An 18904-nucleotide genomic window follows, 5' to 3' on the forward strand; every position below is an offset into this window, starting at 1 on the left:
CGGAGGCGACATGACCCAACGCATCGTCATCACCGGAACAGACACCGGAATCGGCAAGACCGTGTTTTCGGCTGGGCTCGCCGGCCTGCTCGACGGCTTCTACTGGAAACCGGTGCAATCAGGTCTCGACAACGAGACTGACAGCGAGGTGGTTGCGCGGCTTGCCGGCCTGCCGCCAGGGCGCGTGCTGCCGGAGGTCTACCGCTTGAGCAAGCCCCTGTCGCCGCATCGTTCAGCTGAGATCGACGGCGTCTCGATCGAGGCTGCCGATCTTTCATTTCCGGTCCTGCCGGCGCCGCTCGTGATCGAGGGTGCGGGCGGCCTGATGGTGCCGCTCAACCGGCGCACAAGGTTCATCGACATCTTCGCTGAGTGGCGGCTGCCGGTCATTTTGTGTGCCCGCACCACGCTCGGCACAATCAACCACACGCTGCTGTCGATCGAGGCCCTTCGGGCGCGCTCCATCCCGCTGGCCGGCATCGCTTTCATCGGCGATGAGATGGCCGACACGCAACGGACAATCGTGGAAATGGGCGGTGTACCGCAGCTCGGCAGGCTGCCGTATCTCGACCCGCTGACGGACAAAACGCTGCGAGACGCAATGATTGCCGGCTTCGCCTTCGCCTCGTGCACGGGAGATCACTGATGTCGCAGTCCCGTGTGTGGCATCCCTTCACCCAGCACGCGCTAGAGCCGGTGATCCCTGAAATCGTCCTGACGGAGGGCGCCTATCTCCACAAGGCTGGCGGCACGCGCATCCTGGACGCGATTTCCTCCTGGTGGGTCGTCACGCATGGTCACCGCCATCCCCGCATCATGAAGGCCATCGAGGCGACCGCGGCGAGCCTCGACCAGATCATCTTCGCCGGCTTCACGCACAAGCCGGCCGAGCGCCTGGCCGAGGCGCTGGTCGGTCTCGCTCCTTCCGGCCTCGACCGGGTGTTCTATTCCGACAGCGGCTCGACCTCCGTCGAAGTCGCGTTGAAGATAGCGCTCGGCTATTTCGGCAACATAGGCGGGCCGCGCTCGCGGATCGTCGCCATGGAGCACAGCTATCATGGCGACACGATCGGCACGATGAGCGTCGGCGCCCGCGGCGTGTTCAACGCTGCCTACGAGCCGCTGCTGTTCGAGGTCGATACCATTCCCTTTCCGGCCGCGGGCCGCGAGCAGGAGACGCTGGATCGGTTCGAGGCCGTCAGCCGCGACCGACGCGCCGCCGCCCTGATCGTCGAGCCGCTCGTTCTTGGCGCCGGCGGCATGCTGATGTATGCGGCCTGGGTTCTGACCGAATTGAAGAAGATTGCCGAAGCCTCCGGCACGCTCGTGATCGCCGACGAAGTCATGACCGGCTGGGGGCGAACCGGAACCATGTTCGCCTGCGAGCAGGCATCCGTCTCGCCGGACATCCTGTGCACGTCGAAGGGCCTGACCGGCGGCGTGATCCCGCTGGCGGCTACGCTCGCCACCGATGCCATCTTCCAGGCCCACTATTCCGAAGACCGGAAGAAGACCTTCTTTCATTCGAGTTCCTACACTGCCAATCCGATTGCTTGCGCGGCAGCACTCGCCAATGTCGAGATCTGGCGTGACGAGCCCGTGGCCGAGCGGGTCGCGGCCTTGAGCGCGATGCAGGCCGCCGGACTTCGGCGCTTTCGCGACAATCCGTTCTTCACCGACAGCCGGACGACCGGCACGATCGCGGCGCTCGATTTGCGCGCCGGCTCTGCGGGCTATCTGGCCGAGATCGGGCCGAAGCTGCGCGCCTTTTTCCTCGAGCGCGGCCTGCTTGTTCGTCCGCTCGGCAATGTCCTCTACCTTCTCCCGCCCTATTGCATCACCGGCGACGAGTTGGACGGACTCTATGACGCGATCGAAGAAGCCGGCGAACGCTTCGGTTCGAGGCCATGAGCCGATCGTCGCGCCTTCTCGGGTTTGGTCATCATGTGCCGGCGCGCAGGGTCGAGAACCCGGAAATCGAAAACCGTCTCGGGCTCGAACTTGGCTGGATCGAGCGGCGCACCGGAATTCGCTCGCGATTCTGGGCAACGGACGAAGACACGTTGTCTGGCCTGGCCGCCCGTGCCGGCGACATGGCGCTGGCGAATGCCGGCATTGACCGCAGCGACATTGGTCTGCTGTTGCTCGCCACCTCGACGCCCGACCATCTCCTACCGCCCAGTGCGCCGCTGGTCGCACACCGGCTCGGGCTCGGCCAAGCCGGCGCGGTCGATCTGACCGGCGCCTGCGCCGGCTTCATCTATGCGCTGATGTTCGCGGATGGCTTCACCCGCCTGCACGGCAAAGCGGCCCTGGTCATCGCCGCCAACATCCTCAGCCGCCGCATCAATCCGGCCGAGCGCGCCAGCGCCGTACTGTTTGCCGATGCCGCCGGCGCCCTGGTGATTGGTCCGTGCGAGGGTCCGGATCGGGGCATTCTCGGTGCGTCGGTGGATTCGGACGGCTCGCGCTACCGGCTGATCCAGATCCCGGCGGGCGGAAGCAACATCCCATTCCAAAGTGGCCTGGATCTCGGGCAAACCCGAATGACGATGACCGACGGCCGGGAAGTCTTCGCCAAGGCTGTCGAGATGATGACCGATTGCTCGACAAGCGCGCTCGCCGCTGCCGGAGTACGCCCACAGGATGTCGACAGGTTCGTACCGCATCAGGCCAATGCCCGCATTTTCGATGCGGTCGGGAGGAACCTTGGCATTGCCGATCAAGCAATCGTCAAGACGATTGCCGAATACGGCAATTCTTCCGCCGCGACGATCCCGCTCTCCCTGTCACTGGCCCATCGGACTGAGCCGTTTCGACCGGGCGAGAAAATCCTTCTGGCGGCAGCGGGTGCTGGTCTCAGCGGCGGCGCACTCGTCGTCGTAGTTTAGCCGCATAACTGGCTGCTCCGAGAGCGGCAGGACCACCAGTCATTCATGATGGATAGGACAACAGACCAATGCGAAAAATAGTAGCCGGCAAGCTGCACGGCATCTACGTCACCGAAGCGAACCTCAACTGCCACGGGTCGATAACGCTCGACCCTGACCACTGCGAAGAAGCAGGCATCCTGCCCATGGAATTCGTGGACATATGGAACAAGAATTCCGGTGCGCGGATTTCGACCTATGTCATCCTCGGCGAACGCGGCTCACGCTGCTGCATCCTCAACGGCGCGGCGGCCCGCACCTGCCAGCCCGACGACCAGATCATTGTCTGCAACTCGATCTACCTGGACGAAGCGCATATCGCCTCGCTGAAGCCGCGGATCGTTACGTTCGACCAGGATAACCATATACTCGACCGCCTGAGCTACTCCGTCGACCTTGACGCAGATGGCCGCTACACCTTCTCGATTCTTGACGAGGCGAACGAGGTTCTGTCCATTCCTGCCCTGGTCTCCGGGGCGTGACACCCGCCGAGACTCTCCGCCCCTCGTAACTCGTACAGCGCTGAAGAGTGGACCTAAGCTTCAGGATCAATGAAGCTTCGAGGAGAGGCCCGCCGCGTCTTTAGCCACAGCGGGCTTTCGTGAGATCGCACGCAATGTCGGCATCTCCACGGTTGAGCCAACAGCCACGCGGCTCGACTCCCTGTCTGAAGTCACTTGCGGTGGCGGCTTGCAAATTCATGCTGTTTTTCGAGCGCCGCGGCCAGGTCCTTGACGACCTGGGTTTTCGTGATCTTGGCCGCCGTGTCATTAGCCGCAAGCAGCATTGTAAGTGGCCTTTCGCCGATGTGTTTTTCCGCCAGCGCAAAAGGCGCGCCAGCCATCCAACGTCTCCCCCAGACATCAGTGTTCGTCAATTGGTGGCCTGCTAGCAAGGCCGAGCCTGGCGCGTTAGCCATCGGCGAAATTCTCGGCGGGACACTGTATCTTGAACCGATGAACTGTCAGTTTGCCGTCCTCCACAATATGAACGACCCATCCCCACCGCAACGCTTGACGCGCACGTCGTTTGGTTCGCCAGCCACCATCGCTGCCCCTCATTTTCGTCGCCCTGGACCGAGACTGGAAGTCGCTCCATGCACGGCGAAAAACACGGGACCTTACGTTACGTCAAGCAGAGATTTTCTGATGGCTGATGGTTTGTCGATTTGACCACGGCGACAATTTAGGCCCCGAACGTCCGGGCGCGCGGTATCTTGCGCTCGGATCGATTTAGATGCCCAAATTTTGCATTTTAATACAGCCTTAATTATCCGCATCTAATGTGAGTGGGAACGCGTATTCAGTTCGAGTAACTCTGCAAAAAAGCCCGCCGCTCTCGCCCGCAAGAGTGGCGGGTTTTTCGGTTGGGAACACTGGTGCGGTCGGTGCGGATGCTGCCTCAGCACAAGCGCCGTGGGCGTCTTTCTTCCCTCCCCCTTTCCACCAATGTCACGATGCTACTTTTCGCGGCGAAGCGCTGGTCGAGGAGGAAGCTGAACGCGCCAACCGAAGTCCCCGGCTCTCTGATGCTGGGCACCGGGCCGTCCCCCTAAGCACGCGCTTTGGCGCCGCGGGGGTGCTCGGGCAATCGTTTCGGTCTCGACGAGATCGTTGCAGAAGAACAGGAGAACGCCTGCCCCACCTGCCAGTTCGATTCTGCTGCTTTACATGCGGCTAGTCTGTTCGCAGCCATCGGTGAGCGTGCCGGACCGGACTTCTCCGAATGATCGATTCCAATCTTCGGGATAGAAGAGATCAAGGACAGGCTTGGCTGCGTTTCAGGTCAGGATCGCTCGCTCATGCTACATCGAGCATGGATGTGCCCAACTGCGGTCGGATCAGAACGCGCAAGACGGGATGAGTCCCTATTGACCACAGTGCAGGACGAGCATCGCAATAGTCTTGACGGGGCTTTATTGCTTTCAGCGGTAACCGCCACTATGTAGCGACACTTCGCCGACTGTCTTTCAAGCCACCCGGAGAGTTTCATGACAGAAGAAGCCGACAACACCGTCGCCGTCCTCATCGAGCTCACCGCCGATGTCGTCTCAGCCTATGTCTCCAGCAATCCGGTCCCGGTGGGTGAACTCCCTGCCCTGATCGGCCAGGTGCACGCGGCACTCAAAGGCACGGCCGGCGCCAGTATTTCCGCAGAAGAACCGGAGGTTCTCAAGCCTGCCATATCGATCAGGAAGTCGGTGACGCCGGACCACATCATCTGCCTTGAGGACGGCAAGAAGTTCAAATCGCTCAAGCGCCATCTGTCGACCCATTATGGGCTGACGCCGGACGCATATCGCGCCAAATGGGGTCTGCCGGCTGATTATCCCATGGTCGCGCCGAATTACGCCGCCACGCGCTCGGCATTGGCCAAGACGATGGGTCTCGGACGCAAACCAGTAGAGCCGGAACAGCCGGCACCGGCGAAGCGGACCCGCAAGAAGGTCGCAGCTTGATTTCAGCAATCGAGCTTTGTTCTGGGGTACGCAGTTGCCATTGGCTCTGTCCGGAATATGAAAAGGCGGGGTCTATCCCGCCTTCCCTTTCAAGCCGCTTGGCTTCCCCGGGACTCCGCGCAGCCTTGCAGCAGCCTGCATTTCGCGCGACCGTCAGTACATCCGGGCGGACCGCGTCCATCCGCTGTTGACAGGAGCCAGGGGAAAAAATTTCAGCCAGCTTTGCTGAGGCTGCCAGCTGAGGACTTTCCGGTGCGGCGGTCCTGTTCGATTTCATAGTTGATCTTCTGGCCATCAGCGAGGGTCGAGAGGCCTGCTCGTTCAACGGCGGAAATGTGGACAAAAACATCCTGACCGCCATTGTCGGGCTGGATAAACCCAAATCCCTTTGTGCTGTTTAACCACTTCACCGTTCCAGTCGCCATATGCGTTTTCCTTTGTAACAAATGCAACGTCGGCAGGCCGTCAGGCCAGTCCCGATTCATAACCGAAACTTCTGCGTCAGGGCAGTAAAAACGAGAAAGTTGCAAGGCCGGTTTTGACCGGCGGCTGCAACCTCTCATGTATCGTCCAGCACCCCCGTTGGGGCTCACGTCACGACACGCCTTGCGGCCCCGATGCGATACCTGAGAGGGACGGCGCTGCAAGCGCTACGAGCCGGGGCGACGAGAAGTTGATCGCTTGGGGCAAATGGGGGCCCAGGACGAAGCCGGTATAGAACGGTTCGGCCTCGCCGGTTCAGACGGAAGCGGGCCGTCGGCCTTTCCCGCGGCAGGTCCACCCGGCCCAAGGATGCACGATTTTCGTGAGAGGTGGTCCTATGCAAAAGCCACACGTGGGCAGTAGATGTCCCCCGGCCGGACAGGCCAAGAGCTTTAAGGAATCGACATTGCCGCTGCTCCCGCCTTTGATCCGCCACCTCAAATCTCCTGACCTGTTTGGCAGCCTTGACCGCCTGCCGGCGCTTGGCAAACCAGTCAGTGAGCGCACATTTGTGGTCCTCACCCATCGACAGGCGAAGTGCTGGCAGAGCTTCCCGACATGGGCGTCGAGGAGACACGCACTGCGATCGATAGAGCATATAGAGCGCAGCCTGGATGGGCGGCATTGACGGCCCGTGAACGCAGCGACGTTCTGTGGCGCTGGCATCAGCTGATTATCGACCACGCCGATGACCTTGCCGCGAGTATTGACCGCGGAAATGGGCAAGCCCCTTGCCGAGGCTAACTCGGAAGTGTCGCATGCGGCGGCGTACCTGCAATGGTACGCCGAAGAGGCCAACCGCATCTATGGCGAGACGATCTCCGCGCCATCGACGGACCGTCGCCTGCTGGTGATCAAGCAGCCGATCGGCGTCGTCGGCACGATTACGCCGTGGAATTTCCCGGCCTCCATGGTGGCGCGCAAGATCTCGCCGGCCTTGGCCGCGGGCTGCACGATCGTGCTGAAACCCGCTGAACAGACGCCGCTCGTGGCGGGTGCAATGTTTGCCCTTGCGCATGAGGCTGGCTTTCCCGAAGGCGTGGTCAACCTGATCTATGCGTCTGAAGGCGATGCCGTCGGCCGTGAACTCTGCACAAACCCCAAGGTCCGCAAGATCAGCTTCACCGGCTCGACCGAGGTCGGCCGACTGCTCATGCGCCAATGCTCGGACCAGATCAAGAAGGTCAGTCTCGAGCTCGGCGGCAATGCGCCTTTCATCGTCTTTGACGATGCAGTCGTCGATGCGGCAGTCGACGGTGCTATCCAGGCCAAGTTCCGCAACGCGGGTCAAACCTGCGTTTCCGCAAACCGCCTTTACGTCCAATCGGGCGTTCACGATGAATTTGTCGACAAATTCGTGGAGCGGGTTCGCCAGCTCCAGGTTGGTGACGGTTTCGATCCAGGTGTCGCCATTGGCCCGCTGATCGACAGGCATGCGCTCACCAAGATCGAATCGCACATCGCCGATGCCGTCGCAAAAGGCGGTACAATTCGCCGCGGGGGCGAACGCATTGGCAAGGATGGCACGTTTTTCCAACCGACGGTCCTCACTGAAGTCTCCAGCGAGATGACCATTGCGCAAGAGGAGACATTCGGGCCGCTGGCCCCAACCATTCGCTTCGACGATGCGGATCAGGTTGTGCACGAGGCCAATGACACGATCTACGGCCTCGCCGCTTACTTCTATGCCTCGAACCTGCTGCGTGTCTGGCGTGTGGCCGAGGCATTGGAGTATGGCATGGTGGGCATCAACACGGGACGCATGTCATCGGAAGCCGCACCCTTCGGCGGGATGAAGCAGTCCGCCATCGGACGGGAGGGTTCGCGCCACGGGCTCGAGGATTACCTCGAAATGAAATACCTCTGCATGGGCGGCATCTGAAGCATCCGCATGTCAGCCGTCAGATCTTTGCTCTCAAGCTTCCGCTCGCCACCCGAGAACCGAATTCGAACTGAAGAGCCATCATGGTTGCAACCCAAACAGCTGTCCCTGATGGTCAGTCAGCAGTTCCTGAGCATCCCGGCTTTCTAATCGCCGCGAAGTATCTTTGCTTCAAGCGCGGCTGCCACGAAAGCTCTTCGAGCCGCTGCTGGATAAGTCTCCCCACGCAACACCTGCAGACAGGCGTCCATCGCGGCCTTCCGTTTCACGGTCTGACGTTGAAGATCCCGTAGCAAGATAGCGGCCGCGTCATTGACCTCGAACACGATCCGCTCTGAGCTGTGGTGGCTAACCTGAACAACGACTGGCCTCTCAAATCTGCTCAAGCCGGTCATTTCTCCGCTCCTGTGAGGCGAATAGGCCTCGGTCGCACTTCTTTGCCGAGCCGAATCGGCTCGCTGCATCTTCGTCGCTGAACTTAGCCACTCGCGACCGATGTGCGGTTGTCTGATTCACGGCGAGATTGCGTGAGACTGCCGTTTTGCCGTTAATGTCGAGACCTGTTCCTGCTTTCGGCTATCCCTGAAATCCCGACACAATGCCCCCCTCAGCGTGCCCCGTGCCAGACTCCTATACCTGCACTTTTCCACGGCCGGACTTGCAGGCAGAGAGCCATTGCATGGCGGAAATTGCATCTTCCAATATGGCGGCCCGTTTCGCAAAGCCGAAAAAGGCATTGCGCGCTGCGCTTACAGGTTTTCGCCCATCGTATGCGTCATAGCAGGTCCTGAGGGCGGCTTCGTGGATCAGGTCTCTGCGATCTTCTGGCCATTCATTGAGGAAGTCGACGGCGTCCGCAAGGCTGGCAATCTCCTGCACGATGTAGGTTGCACGCTTCACAAAAACTGGGCTGCTGAAAGCCTCTGGGTTCATTCGTTCCTCCCGACCTGCTGTCAGCTGGTTTGCGTGAACAGGTGCCTCATCGACAACTCGCCGACCATTGCAGAATGTGTTGTCAGAGCAATGACGGTTTAAGAGGAAAGCAGCGGCGTACGAAACGCTTGATACATCCTCCGGCGTTGACCCGCCACCAGGATCCGGCACCGCCTCTCGGGAAAAGGTGGCTCATATGAATGCCGAGAGATCGCGCGATCTCCAAAACTGGCCTCAGCCTCAAACGTCGCTGCGACCAGCCGCTCCTTCTCCTCCCGAAACCAGCGCCGGCGCCGCTCGACCGACGTGATCACCTCGATCTGATGCTTCGTCACAGGGCTACTTCCAGTGCTCGCATGGACTTGCGGCCTTCAGCCTACCTGAGCAAGGCGGTCGTCACCGTCGAGATACGAGACAACCAGACCATCGCCGCCAAAGTGTCGGTCCTGCTATTTAAGTATCTAGCTCCTGACCAACCGGCTCCGCGGCAATGCCAGGAATTTCGCTTATCCGGACAGGTTTCCCGATTAAATAGCCTTGAGCTTCATCACATCTGACGCATCGCAGATAGTCGAGCTGTTCGGGAGTTTCTACGCCTTCGGCTGTTACCTCAATTCGAAGCTCATGTGCCAACTCAACCAATGATCTTACAATCGCGGCACAGTCCGCATCGGTGAGCATATCCTGGACAAAAGATCGGTCGATCTTGAGCCGCGAAAGCGGCAATTTACGAAGATAGGTCAGTGATGAATAGCCGGTGCCAAAATCGTCAAGAGCAACTGTGACGGATAGGGAAATTAACGATTGTAATAATGAAATCGTTTCTTCAAAATTCGAAATCAGCACAGTTTCTGTGATCTCGACCTCGAGTCTTCGGGGGTCCAAACCGGCTTCAGCCAAGGCCACTACAATTCCATCCAGCAAGGCTTTATTCCTAAGCTGCACTACCGACAAGTTGACGGAGACCCGCAAGTCGCGCGGCCAGCGCGCCGCTGCCAAACAAGCCGTTTTGACGACCCAGTGTCCGATGGAGTGAATCAAATCCGTTTCTTCAGCGATGGGTATGAACTCTGTCGGAGGGATCTGGCCAAGGGTCGGATGCTGCCATCGCAGAAGCGCTTCAAAACCTCGGATGCGATCGCTCCCGAGGTCGAGAAAGGGTTGAAATGCGAGCCAAAGCTGGTCGTTGGCAAGCGCAGATGCCAGATCGCGTTCAAGGGCATGGCGCCTGGCAGCAGCTTCATCGTCGCTTGGGCTGAAAAACTGGATGGACCCCGCCCCCAGCGTCTTAGCCCTGTGTAGCGCGGTATCGACGCACCGCAGGAGTTGGTTGGCATCCAAACCGTCAGTGGGCGCCAAAGCGATACCTATAGAGGCCCTGCAATATATTTCGCGCCCTTCGATCAAGAACGGGGCGCGCATGGCCTCTATGATCTGTTTGGCCAAGGACCTGATTTGATCTGGCCTGATATCGCGCGTAGCGATTATTGCAAATTCGCCGCCCTCCAATCTCGCAATGCCATCGCTCTCCCGCGTCGATCTCCGAAGTCTCGCAGCCACTTCAACCAAAAGGGCATCCGCCATGGCTCGGCCAAAGCGATCATTCACCTCGGCAAAATTGTTAAGATCGAACAAAAGCAACGCAAAGTGCTGGTCAAACTGCTTTGCGTCCACCAACGCGTTCTCCAGCCGCTCGTTGAAGCTGAACCGGTTTGGCAAACTCGTTAGAACATCCCTGCGAATGGCATTTTCGCTTTCCGCTTGCAGAATGAAGCGTCGGGTAAATTCGACCGCGTGAGCGAGCACTGCGCGAAACAGCGTGATGGCGTAGCTCACTATCAGGATTGCGACGAGCAGATTGATGGCGCCTTCCACCCACGCAATCGCAAGCATCGAACCGACGAAGATCGGCAGCGTATACGCGACGGCCGCAATGGGAATCGTGTAAAAAGAAGCGGCACCGCCCGCGATCATCCCGGCGCTCAGGCAGGTAATGACAACCTGGGCGGCACTTGTTGCCCCGCTGAAGAACAGAACGGGAAGTGCTCCCCACCAAGTGCCGAACAGGAAGGCGTTCCGCACCAGGTTTTGTGTTGCTCGGCGAGACACCGACCGGGTTTGACTGACTGAAACGATGATCTCGCTCTTAGGCCTACGAACCCAGCGGCGGCGATGATGACACTCGCCCAGAGGATGGCTTTCGTTTGGTCGGGCGAGCCCCAAAGCGCCATAACAAGAGTGGCCGCATTGAGTATGTTCGCAACCATGCCAAGAGGCGTGTTGCGAAGCACGATACTGACCTGCTCCGCCCTGATTCGGCCGGCAAGTGGTTCGATCGTCGAGGGCCCGCCAAAAGCCCGCAAATCTCCCGCCAGAAGGTCACCGAACCTTGCGGCAGACCGACGCTGCATCACTCTTTCACTCCCCCGCGCTAGAGTAGGTGCTTCGTGTGGGTCCCTAGCACAGAGCAATTCGGAAAAAGTAAATTTCAACCGCGAAATTTGGATACCCAAGTTGCGAAGCCAAGAGCTCCCAAAATTCAAAGATAGCGAAAATCGCGATGCTCCCTTAGGACATAGCCGACCTAACCTGATCCATGTTTTCGTAATTGTGGCGGTTGGCGAATCGGGCTTTCTGTTTCGACGCATGCCAGGCTAAGCTGGCTCAATGAGCCGGCTTATACTCGAAGGGATCGAAATTCGTCGATGGTTTCGATCTCGCCGTCTTCGAGTTCGTCGATCGGGAGAAAACCGCTATCCCGACCGCGTACGTCTCGATGCAGAATGGGCGCGCCGGGCGCGCCGTAAATGGGAACGCCTGATTGTAGGCTTTGCAGTATGTTTGCCTCAGGCTACGGGCGTGAGGCGGACCCAGCGGAGGCCGTCTATGTCGAGCTACGCTTGCGGTCGACGATGTCGCCGGCGGAGCTCGAGGTCCAGCGCAGGGGCTACGCTGCCGCTCTACACTGACGACCGGTGATCCAGGCAATCGAGCAGGGTGCCCACGCACCACCCCGCGCGTCTGGATCAACGACAATGAGGGCTGTGGAACAAGCCTGGTCAGCGCCACCTCTTGCGACTTCTCAACCCGGTGAAGGGAAGCCGAGGCGATGTGCCCCAAGTGCGGCTTTGGGATTGCCGAGCGGTTGTCGAGCGGCAATCTGTGCCCGGCCACTCGTGCCACCCGGCATGCTTCCATCAACAGCATGAATCGATCGCTCGTGATCGATTCCGAAAATGCGTTGGACGCGTCTGATGCACTCGGGAACATGGAGGTATGGATAGGAGCGGCCACCATCTTCATTGCATTCTGAATCTTTTGCGGCTTCGCGATGGGCCCAGCAAAGGCGACTGCGTGGGCGATATGATCGTCATGACGATCATGCTGACAGGACAAGAGATCGGGAGCGTAGGCCCAGGCGTCGGAGGTGAGCAGCTCTCGTCATGGCTTGGACGGCGGCAACGTCTCCGAAAACCTTTGGAGAATGCGTGGCTGCGGGTGGACGAAGGCGTGCGCTCCGCCTAGAGGACACTCGCAACTCCCCTAAATCCACGAGATCACCATGAGGCAGCCGCAGCGCCCCTTTGTCGTCGAGATCAAACAGAAGCGTGAGCTCGTGAAGCGGCCACAGTCGATCTGGGGCGGCATCGACCTGGCTGCCATCGCGAACGAACTCTCCGAAGCGAAGAAGGAAGGTGCGATCGCTGAAGCGACGCCGCAGCCGATTTTTGCCGAGGATGGTCGTCCACAGCCCATGCCTACCACCGGCGAAGCTGCATCCGATGCCAAGGACGAGATCGTACCCGACGGATCGCTTCCCAAGCCGCCGACGGTTGAGGAAGCGCCGATGGCGGAAGCATCGCACGAACAGACTGGGCGCAGACGAACCCGCAAGTTAAAGCGGTGGCAGAAAGATGTTTCTTTGCCGCGAGGTCAACGATGGAAGCGGCGCCTGCCATGGGTCCTCCGCCAGAGCCGGGCTCAGCGGTAGGTCGACTGCGCCAGGATTGAAGCCCTTGTCAAACTGTTCACGACAGACGCAGCAGTGCGTCCAAGTAACGAAGACGTCCGTACTGGCCATCCATCAGCTCCTCTCGGAGTTCGGTGCGAGAATGAAATCGAAAACGGGCTCAGGCAGCTGGCCAGGCATCGGCTCTCGCAAAGCAGTCGGGAACGTTGTGGCCGCTTCGGCCTCTGCCGCGAGCGCGGCAGGTGTGATTCCGAGTGCGGCCTCAAAGGGCCGGCTCGGCAGAAGCGCCACCCGACGAAAAAGCCCTGCAGCTCTTGCCGCATGCCGCAAGGCAGCGGCCCGCTTTCCCTCGCGGATCTTCACCCCGGCCGCCGCCAACAGGATCAATGCCTTGAAGAACAGGCGATGCTGGGCGCTTTGTTTCGCAGCATGCCAAAGAGGCTCCCAAGCCTCATGAGCTTCCCAGTAATACCCGTGGTTGAAAAGGTCGATTCCCCATCGGAACACGTTTGAACTGAGTGATTCCTCGACTGTAACAAGGGTGACCGGGTCGCTTTGATAACTGTGACCCAACGGGTCGCGAACCGGATGTGGATGTTTGCCAGGCAGGTATGCGTAGCCCGGAAAATTCTTTTCAGGCAGCAGGCGAGGACGTGACATGGACCCAGCAATCATGAAAGCGCGTTGGTGGCAATTCCAGATAAAGCAATCGCTTGCGCCAGAGTGCCAGCGGTAAAGAAATATCTTGCGCTGCCCCGACAAAATGCGCTCATGGTGCCATTCCTCCATGGGCACGTGGGCCGGGAGGGCACCTCTAACACGACCGATAGACCAAGGGAGGGCTCAACCCAATGAGCAGGGTGGCGCGCGAAGATGCGAGTCCGGCTTCGTCGGCGACATTTGCGCCGCTCGAGAATGCGACCTTTCGTTCGATCTGGCTTGCCACACAGGTCGCCAGCCTTGGCTGGCTCATTCAAACCGTCGCCATCAGTTGGCTGATGGCGACCATTTCGACGTCGGACGTCATGGTCGCCTTGGTGCAGGCTTCGACCACACTGCCCGTATTCGTCCTGTCGATTATCGCCGGGGTCCTGGCTGACAACTACAGCCGCCGCAATCTCATGTTCGCCGGCTGGTTGCGCGATAGCATTGTCCTCGGCGATGCTGACTGTTCTTGCGGCCGTGGGGATTTTCAATCCATGGATGGTTCTCGCATTCAGCTGTTTGGCCGGAGCGGGAGCCGCGTTCACCGATCCTGCCTGGCACGCGTCGGTGGGCGATATCTTGCGAAAACGCGAAGTCCCAGCCGCGGTCACGCTGATCTCGGTTGGATACAACGCCGTTCGAAGCGTCGGCCCGGCGCTCGGTGGCATCGTCGTTGCCTCCTTTGGACCTCTGACAGCTTTCGCTGTGGCGACGCTGACCTATGTAGCGCTGCTGTGGACCATAGGGCGCCGCAAATGGGATGTTCGCGCCTCACCTCTCCCGCGCGAGCCATTGACCACTGCTATTCATGACGGAGCGCGCTTCACGGCCCTGTCGGCGGAGATCAAGGCGGCAATCGCGCGTGGTGCGCTTTTTGGCCTGACCAGCATCTCCATACTCGCGCTCCTGCCTCTCGTTGCCCGCAATCAACTAGGGGGAGGACCAATCGTTTATGGTGTCCTGATGGCCGGCTTCGGAACAGGCGCCTTGTGCGTCGGCATTTGCAACAATGTCTTGAGGCGGTCTCTGTCCCAGGAGCGGCTGACAACACTGGCATGCATTGCCTGTGCGGCGTGTTGTCTGTCTCTTGCTCTCACTTCCTCAGTGGTGGTGGCGGCTATTGCGCTGGCGCTCGGCGGCGCGGGCTGGGTCGTCACCTGGACGGGGCTCGACGTGAGTGTCCAATTGGCAAGCCCAAGGTGGGTCGTCGGTCGCACGCTCTCGATCCACTATGCCCTTTCGTCTGGCGGTATCGCGGCCGGCAGTTGGCTGTGGGGCACGGTGGCCGAGAACTATTCGCTTACCTTAGCCCTCGAGGTTTCCGCTGTCGCGCTCGTAATGGTCGCGGCCACCGGGTTGCTGATGCCTATCCGTCAATGGCAGGACTCTGATCAGGATCCTTTTGGCTTCGAAACGCCGCAGCTCGCTCTCGACCTGAAGCCGAGAAGCGGGCCGATCGTCGTTAAGATCGAGTACTCAATACCGGAGGCAAACGTCGAAGCTTTCCTGGACCGGATGCAGGAACGACGGCGCGTGCAAAGCCGCGTCGGTGCGCGGCACTGGAATCTCCAGCGCGATCTTCAGGATCCTTCGCTTTGGACAGAAACCTTTCGCGCGCCGACCTGGATGGACTATCTGCGCCTGAACCATCGCCTGACGACCGCGGACAAGGAGTTGGATCAACATCTGTTCGAATTGAACATGGGAATTGCGCCTCGTACCAAGCTTTCAATTGAGCGACCGACCGGGGCAACCCGCAAGCGGGATCAATCGACGCGATTTTTCTTCCGGCTGTGATCGCAGGCTCTGGGTTGGTACGGCTTGGAGGGCGAGGCGAAATGACCGGCTTAACAAAATTTGAGAGGCCAGTCGTGATTCAGATTGGTCGCCATCGCAAAGAACGTTTCGTGTTCGATGTCAATGATGCGGCCACCATCCTCCTGCGGGATTTTGGTCTCCAGACGGAGAAGCGCAGGACAGCTATGGATGCCTGTCTGAAGGTACTACGAGGTGAGGCCTATCCACCCACCGCCCGCAGGGCCTTCGTCACGGCCGCGCGCGAAGCAAATATCCTACGCGGCGATTGACGGGTCAAAAATCATATCGTTCATGAGTTCCTCTATCAGCTGAACGAGCGTTTAAGACGTCGCGCCCGCGTCGTCCGACGCTGACCGAAGCGGCGTGAAAATATGTAAAGAGCCGCTTTGGCAGTCAAGAATGCACCGGTCTGCGTCTTCGGCAACGCCCGCAAGTAGCGGAAAGTCTTCGCCCGAAATCAGTCCGATCTCCTGGGTGAACGCGCCGATCTTTTGAATCGCGCCCTTAAGCTTCGGTCCGACACAGCCGCGGTCGGCGAAGACGTGTCGCAGCCACGGCCCGCGTTCGAGAAAGTTCTTGAGGTATTCGTGCAGCACGAGGTGCAGCCCACTCGCGCAAATTCATGTCAGCTTCATAAATCCGTTGCTGCGATTTCGTGAAATGGCCAAGACCACCAGCAACGAGATGCTCCTGAAGACGATTGCGGCTCTGCAAGCCAATGCCGAAGCCGGCTTCACGCACCTCGAAGCTTTGGTTGCCGTGAAGTCGCCGTCCGAGTTCTTCGAACTGCAAAGCGCATTCCTGCGCAAACAGATCGAGAAGTCCGCTGAGCAGGCCAAGGCCATCCAGGCATTGATGTTGAGAGCTAGCGAGGAACGTATCCAAGCCGATCAAGGATGCCTTTGAGAAGGCTTTGAAGGAACGCAAGGCCGCCTGATTCTTTAAGGCAACCCGAGACCGAAAGTCAGTACCTCGTCCACTGAGACACCTCGCGCCGGTCTTCTTCCATCTGGTCGGACGGCTTTGTCTGCCCGACCGCATCGCAGTGACGTCGTCCTCACGATTTTCGGCGCCTCTTGGCCTCTAGTTCCGGTGGGCATTAGTCGCGGTTCTCCTCGCTGTAGCGGACAAGCCGCGCGATTTGTTCATGCAATGAGATGGTGCGCGACCAGTCGGGGAATGCACCGCTTGTCGCCGTCTCGACAATCGCGCTGCGCACCGGTTTGGGGGGCTCCTACCAATGCACGAAGGTCGCGGCGACCCCAGCCGCTTGGCGGTCGACGATGCGCGACAAGTCGCGTGCAAGTCGTGTTGGGGACGCTGACACCAAGGTACGTGCGCCTCAATCGCGTCCACCCATTCACAAAACCGGCTCCGTGGAGTACGGGGAACGCAGAGAAATCTCCGGTCGCAGCCTTACCCGGTCAAAACAAGGACTCAAACCATGAATGCCCTCGTCATCTGCTCCGGCGGATTGGATTCCGTTTCGCTCGCTCACAAGGTGGCGACCGAGCAGAAACTCATTGGCCTGCTTTCGTTCGATTACGGCCAGAGGCACAAAAAGGAACTCGGCTTTGCCTCTATCTGCGCCAAACGGCTGGGTGTTCCGCACCAAATCGTCGATATCCGCGATGTCGGCCGGAACCTGAGCGGCTCGGCGCTGACTGATAGTGTGGATGTGCCCGACGGGCACTATGCCGAAGACCCTATGAGGATCACGGTGGTGCCGAACAGGAACGCCATCATGCTGGCTATCGCCTTCGGGGTTGCCGCCGCGCAGCAAGCCGATGCGGTGGCCACTGCCGTGCACGGCGGAGATCATTTCATCTATCTCGATTGCCGGCCCGCTTTTATCGACGCCTTTCAGACGATGCAGAACCACGCGCTCGCAGGTTACGCCGATATCCGCCTTTACGCCCCCTATGTGAATATGTCGAAGGCCGACATCGTTAGCGAGGGGGCAAAGTACGCCACACCGTTCGAGGCGACGTGGTCCTGCTACAAGGGCGGCGCACGTCATTGCGGTCGCTGCGGGACATGCATCGAACGGCGCGAAGCATTCGATCTAGCCGGCATTGCCGATCCGACAGACTATGAGGACGCGGACTTCTGGCTCCACGCTGTCCAGACAAGGAGCGCGTGATGTTTCGCATTACCAAAGAGTTCCACTTCTCGGCCTCGCATCAGCTCACCTCCTTGCCATCCGATCATCAGTGCGCGCGTCTACACGGCCACAACTACATCGTCGTAGTGGAACTTTCAGGTGGAGAACTGGACGAACATGGCTTTGTGCGCGACTACCAAGACCTGGCGGCGCTCAAGCACTACATCGATGGGACGTTCGACCATCGGCATCTTAACGACGTCCTGGGGCATGACCGTGTCACAGCGGAATGTCTGGCCAGGCACTTCTACGACTGGTGCAAGGTGCGGTTACCACAAACCTCCGCCGTGCGGGTGAGCGAGACGCCGAAAACCTGGGCGGAATACCGGCCATGACCTGCGCGTTGCAGCCCGGAATCCGCGTGAGCGAGATTTTTGGGCCGACCATTCAGGGCGAAGGAATGCTGATCGGCCTGCCGACGGTGTTCGTAAGAACGGGCGGGTGCGATTATCGCTGTTCCTGGTGCGACAGCCTGCATGCGGTGGACAGTCGCTTCCGCTATGATTGGGAGATGATGTCAACCGATGATGGTCTGGCAAAAGGTCATTTCGTTTTCCGGCGGTCAGCCCGTGATGGTGTCGCTGTCGGGCGGCAATCCGGCCATCCAGCCGCTTGGCCGGTTGATCGAGCGCGGGCATGGTGAGGGCTACCGCTTTGCGTTGGAAACCCAAGGCTCGGTGCCTAAGCAATGGTTCGCGGATCTCGACGTGCTGGTGCTCAGCCCCAAGCCGCCCTCAAGCGAAATGACGACAGATTGGGCCGTGTTCGACACCTGCGTCGAGGCTGCGCAGGATAAGCCGCGGATGGCGCTCAAGCTCGTCGTCTTCGACGATGATGACTATGCCTATGCCAAAGACGCGGCGGCGCGCTACCCGCAATTACCCGTCTATCTGCAGCCCGGCAACCACACGCCGCCGCTTCCCGGTAACGAAGACGCGTTCATCGACATGGCCGGCGTGATGAAGCGAATGGAATGGCTGGTCGAAAAGGTGATCCGTGACAGGTGGTTCGAGGCGCGTGTACTGCCGCAGCTTCATGTTCTGCTCTGGGGGAACAAACGGGGCGTCTAGCCACGCGGAAGGATTGCCGATGACGAGCAAGACAGACATCTAAAGCAATCTCACCCAATTGGGCGATAGCAACGTCGGTTCGGCAAGCCCGAAATGCCGTGCTGGAAAAGGTTTCGAATCCGCATGATGGTTCGCCTATCGTGGGCGCTTCGCCGCTCCTCTAGGGGTGACTTGTCCCCGACGCATGCGCGAGCTTTTCTGCCCGGTCTGATTGGCCGCCGATCAGCGCCGCGGGCCAAATGCGCTTGACAAAATAGCGCCGGCCCGTTCAATTCGGCGCATTCACCAGGGGAGTCCCGGCAAGGGGCTGAGATACTGCTGGCTTTCGCGGCGCAGTGACCCGTTGAACCTGATCCAGTTCATACTGGCGTAGGGACGGTGCAAGCGCTTTTGCGGGAGTTTACGCCCGATATCCTGTTTCGGCAGGTCGACAGAAGCGTCTTTTCATCCTTCCGGCACAGAACTGGGTCTCCAATGCATGAGCAAAGGAG

General features: G+C 59.7%; 15 protein-coding genes, 5 pseudogenes and 1 riboswitch. Of the genes and pseudogenes, 13 read left to right on the forward strand and 7 right to left on the reverse strand.

What is annotated here, in order from left to right; all coding sequences use genetic code 11:
* Positions 1-10 precede the first annotated feature (10 nt).
* The 4 genes from bioD (at position 11) to panD (ending at position 3412) form a co-directional block, all read left to right on the forward strand.
* Positions 11-646 carry a dethiobiotin synthase gene (gene bioD, locus EJ071_RS34640; RefSeq protein ID WP_126101867.1) on the forward strand — a complete coding sequence of 212 codons (636 nt, stop codon included), beginning with the start codon at positions 11-13 and terminating at the stop codon, positions 644-646.
* Complete coding sequence (locus tag EJ071_RS34645; RefSeq protein WP_126101868.1) at positions 646-1911, forward strand: adenosylmethionine--8-amino-7-oxononanoate transaminase; 1266 nt, start codon at positions 646-648, stop codon at positions 1909-1911. The genes bioD and EJ071_RS34645 overlap by 1 nt, the downstream gene beginning before the upstream one ends.
* On the forward strand, positions 1908-2891 hold the full coding sequence (locus EJ071_RS34650) for a beta-ketoacyl-ACP synthase III (protein WP_126101869.1): 984 nt from the start codon (positions 1908-1910) through the stop codon (positions 2889-2891). Before EJ071_RS34645 ends, EJ071_RS34650 begins: the two co-directional genes overlap by 4 nt.
* Before the next feature lie 68 nt (positions 2892-2959).
* Positions 2960-3412: an aspartate 1-decarboxylase gene (gene panD / locus EJ071_RS34655; protein WP_126101870.1), complete on the forward strand. Its 453-nt coding sequence runs from the start codon at positions 2960-2962 to the stop codon at positions 3410-3412.
* Positions 3413-3603: 191 nt separating this feature from the next.
* Here the strand turns inward: panD and EJ071_RS38875 are convergent, their stop codons facing one another.
* A complete protein-coding gene (locus tag EJ071_RS38875) occupies positions 3604-3774 on the reverse strand; it encodes a hypothetical protein (protein WP_167498768.1) in 171 nt (56 codons plus the stop codon).
* Between the two features lie 1146 nt (positions 3775-4920).
* On the opposite strand from EJ071_RS38875, the gene EJ071_RS34660 reads away from it, so the two are divergent.
* Positions 4921-5388 carry a MucR family transcriptional regulator gene (locus tag EJ071_RS34660; RefSeq protein ID WP_126101871.1) on the forward strand — a complete coding sequence of 156 codons (468 nt, stop codon included), beginning with the start codon at positions 4921-4923 and terminating at the stop codon, positions 5386-5388.
* Positions 5389-5600: 212 nt separating this feature from the next.
* On the opposite strand, the gene EJ071_RS34665 is transcribed toward EJ071_RS34660, so the two are convergent.
* Positions 5601-5813: a cold-shock protein gene (locus EJ071_RS34665; protein WP_126101872.1), complete on the reverse strand. Its 213-nt coding sequence runs from the start codon at positions 5811-5813 to the stop codon at positions 5601-5603.
* 509 nt (positions 5814-6322) lie between these two features.
* On the opposite strand from EJ071_RS34665, the pseudogene EJ071_RS34670 reads away from it, so the two are divergent.
* Positions 6323-7753, forward strand: a pseudogene (locus EJ071_RS34670) (NAD-dependent succinate-semialdehyde dehydrogenase).
* A 146-nt stretch (positions 7754-7899) separates the two neighbouring features.
* Here the strand turns inward: EJ071_RS34670 and EJ071_RS34675 are convergent.
* The 3 genes from EJ071_RS34675 to EJ071_RS34685 form a co-directional block, all read right to left on the reverse strand.
* Positions 7900-8148: a DUF982 domain-containing protein gene (locus tag EJ071_RS34675; protein ID WP_126101873.1), complete on the reverse strand. Its 249-nt coding sequence runs from the start codon at positions 8146-8148 to the stop codon at positions 7900-7902.
* Between the two features lie 235 nt (positions 8149-8383).
* A complete protein-coding gene (locus EJ071_RS34680; RefSeq protein ID WP_126101874.1) occupies positions 8384-8686 on the reverse strand; it encodes a DUF982 domain-containing protein in 303 nt (100 codons plus the stop codon).
* 453 nt (positions 8687-9139) lie between these two features.
* Positions 9140-10768, reverse strand: a complete 1629-nt coding sequence (locus EJ071_RS34685; RefSeq protein ID WP_245460087.1) for an EAL domain-containing protein — start codon at positions 10766-10768, stop codon at positions 9140-9142.
* A gap of 1480 nt (positions 10769-12248) precedes the next feature.
* On the opposite strand from EJ071_RS34685, the gene EJ071_RS34690 reads away from it, so the two are divergent.
* Positions 12249-12677, forward strand: a complete 429-nt coding sequence (locus EJ071_RS34690; RefSeq protein WP_126101875.1) for a hypothetical protein — start codon at positions 12249-12251, stop codon at positions 12675-12677.
* Positions 12678-12770: 93 nt separating this feature from the next.
* On the opposite strand, the gene EJ071_RS34695 is transcribed toward EJ071_RS34690, so the two are convergent.
* Positions 12771-13445 (reverse strand): DUF309 domain-containing protein, encoded by a 675-nt coding sequence (locus tag EJ071_RS34695; protein WP_245460088.1) that lies wholly within the window; start codon positions 13443-13445, stop codon positions 12771-12773.
* Between the two features lie 62 nt (positions 13446-13507).
* Here EJ071_RS34695 and EJ071_RS34700 point away from each other — a divergent pair.
* Positions 13508-15158 (forward strand): annotated as a pseudogene (locus tag EJ071_RS34700) (MFS transporter).
* A gap of 41 nt (positions 15159-15199) precedes the next feature.
* Complete coding sequence (locus tag EJ071_RS34705) at positions 15200-15448, forward strand: DUF982 domain-containing protein (RefSeq protein WP_126101876.1); 249 nt, start codon at positions 15200-15202, stop codon at positions 15446-15448.
* Between the two features lie 195 nt (positions 15449-15643).
* Here EJ071_RS34705 and EJ071_RS39840 read toward each other — a convergent pair.
* A pseudogene (locus EJ071_RS39840) lies at positions 15644-15760 on the reverse strand (IS5/IS1182 family transposase); the annotation flags it as partial.
* Positions 15761-15836: 76 nt separating this feature from the next.
* On the opposite strand from EJ071_RS39840, the pseudogene EJ071_RS34715 reads away from it, so the two are divergent.
* The 4 genes and pseudogenes from EJ071_RS34715 to queE form a co-directional block, all read left to right on the forward strand.
* Positions 15837-16116, forward strand: a pseudogene (locus EJ071_RS34715) (phasin family protein); the annotation flags it as partial.
* Between the two features lie 507 nt (positions 16117-16623).
* Entirely contained in the window at positions 16624-17322 is a 699-nt protein-coding gene (queC, locus tag EJ071_RS34720) for a 7-cyano-7-deazaguanine synthase QueC (RefSeq protein ID WP_126101878.1), read from the forward strand.
* Complete coding sequence (gene queD, locus EJ071_RS34725; RefSeq protein WP_126101879.1) at positions 17322-17678, forward strand: 6-carboxytetrahydropterin synthase QueD; 357 nt, start codon at positions 17322-17324, stop codon at positions 17676-17678. Before queC ends, queD begins: the two co-directional genes overlap by 1 nt.
* Positions 17675-18413 (forward strand): annotated as a pseudogene (queE, locus tag EJ071_RS34730) (7-carboxy-7-deazaguanine synthase QueE). The gene queD and the pseudogene queE overlap by 4 nt, the downstream one beginning before the upstream one ends.
* Positions 18414-18690: 277 nt before the next feature.
* Positions 18691-18807: riboswitch (TPP riboswitch) on the forward strand.
* Positions 18808-18904: the final 97 nt, after the last annotated feature.

Source organism: Mesorhizobium sp. M1B.F.Ca.ET.045.04.1.1 (assembly GCF_003952465.1).
Lineage (GTDB): Bacteria > Pseudomonadota > Alphaproteobacteria > Rhizobiales > Rhizobiaceae > Mesorhizobium > Mesorhizobium shonense.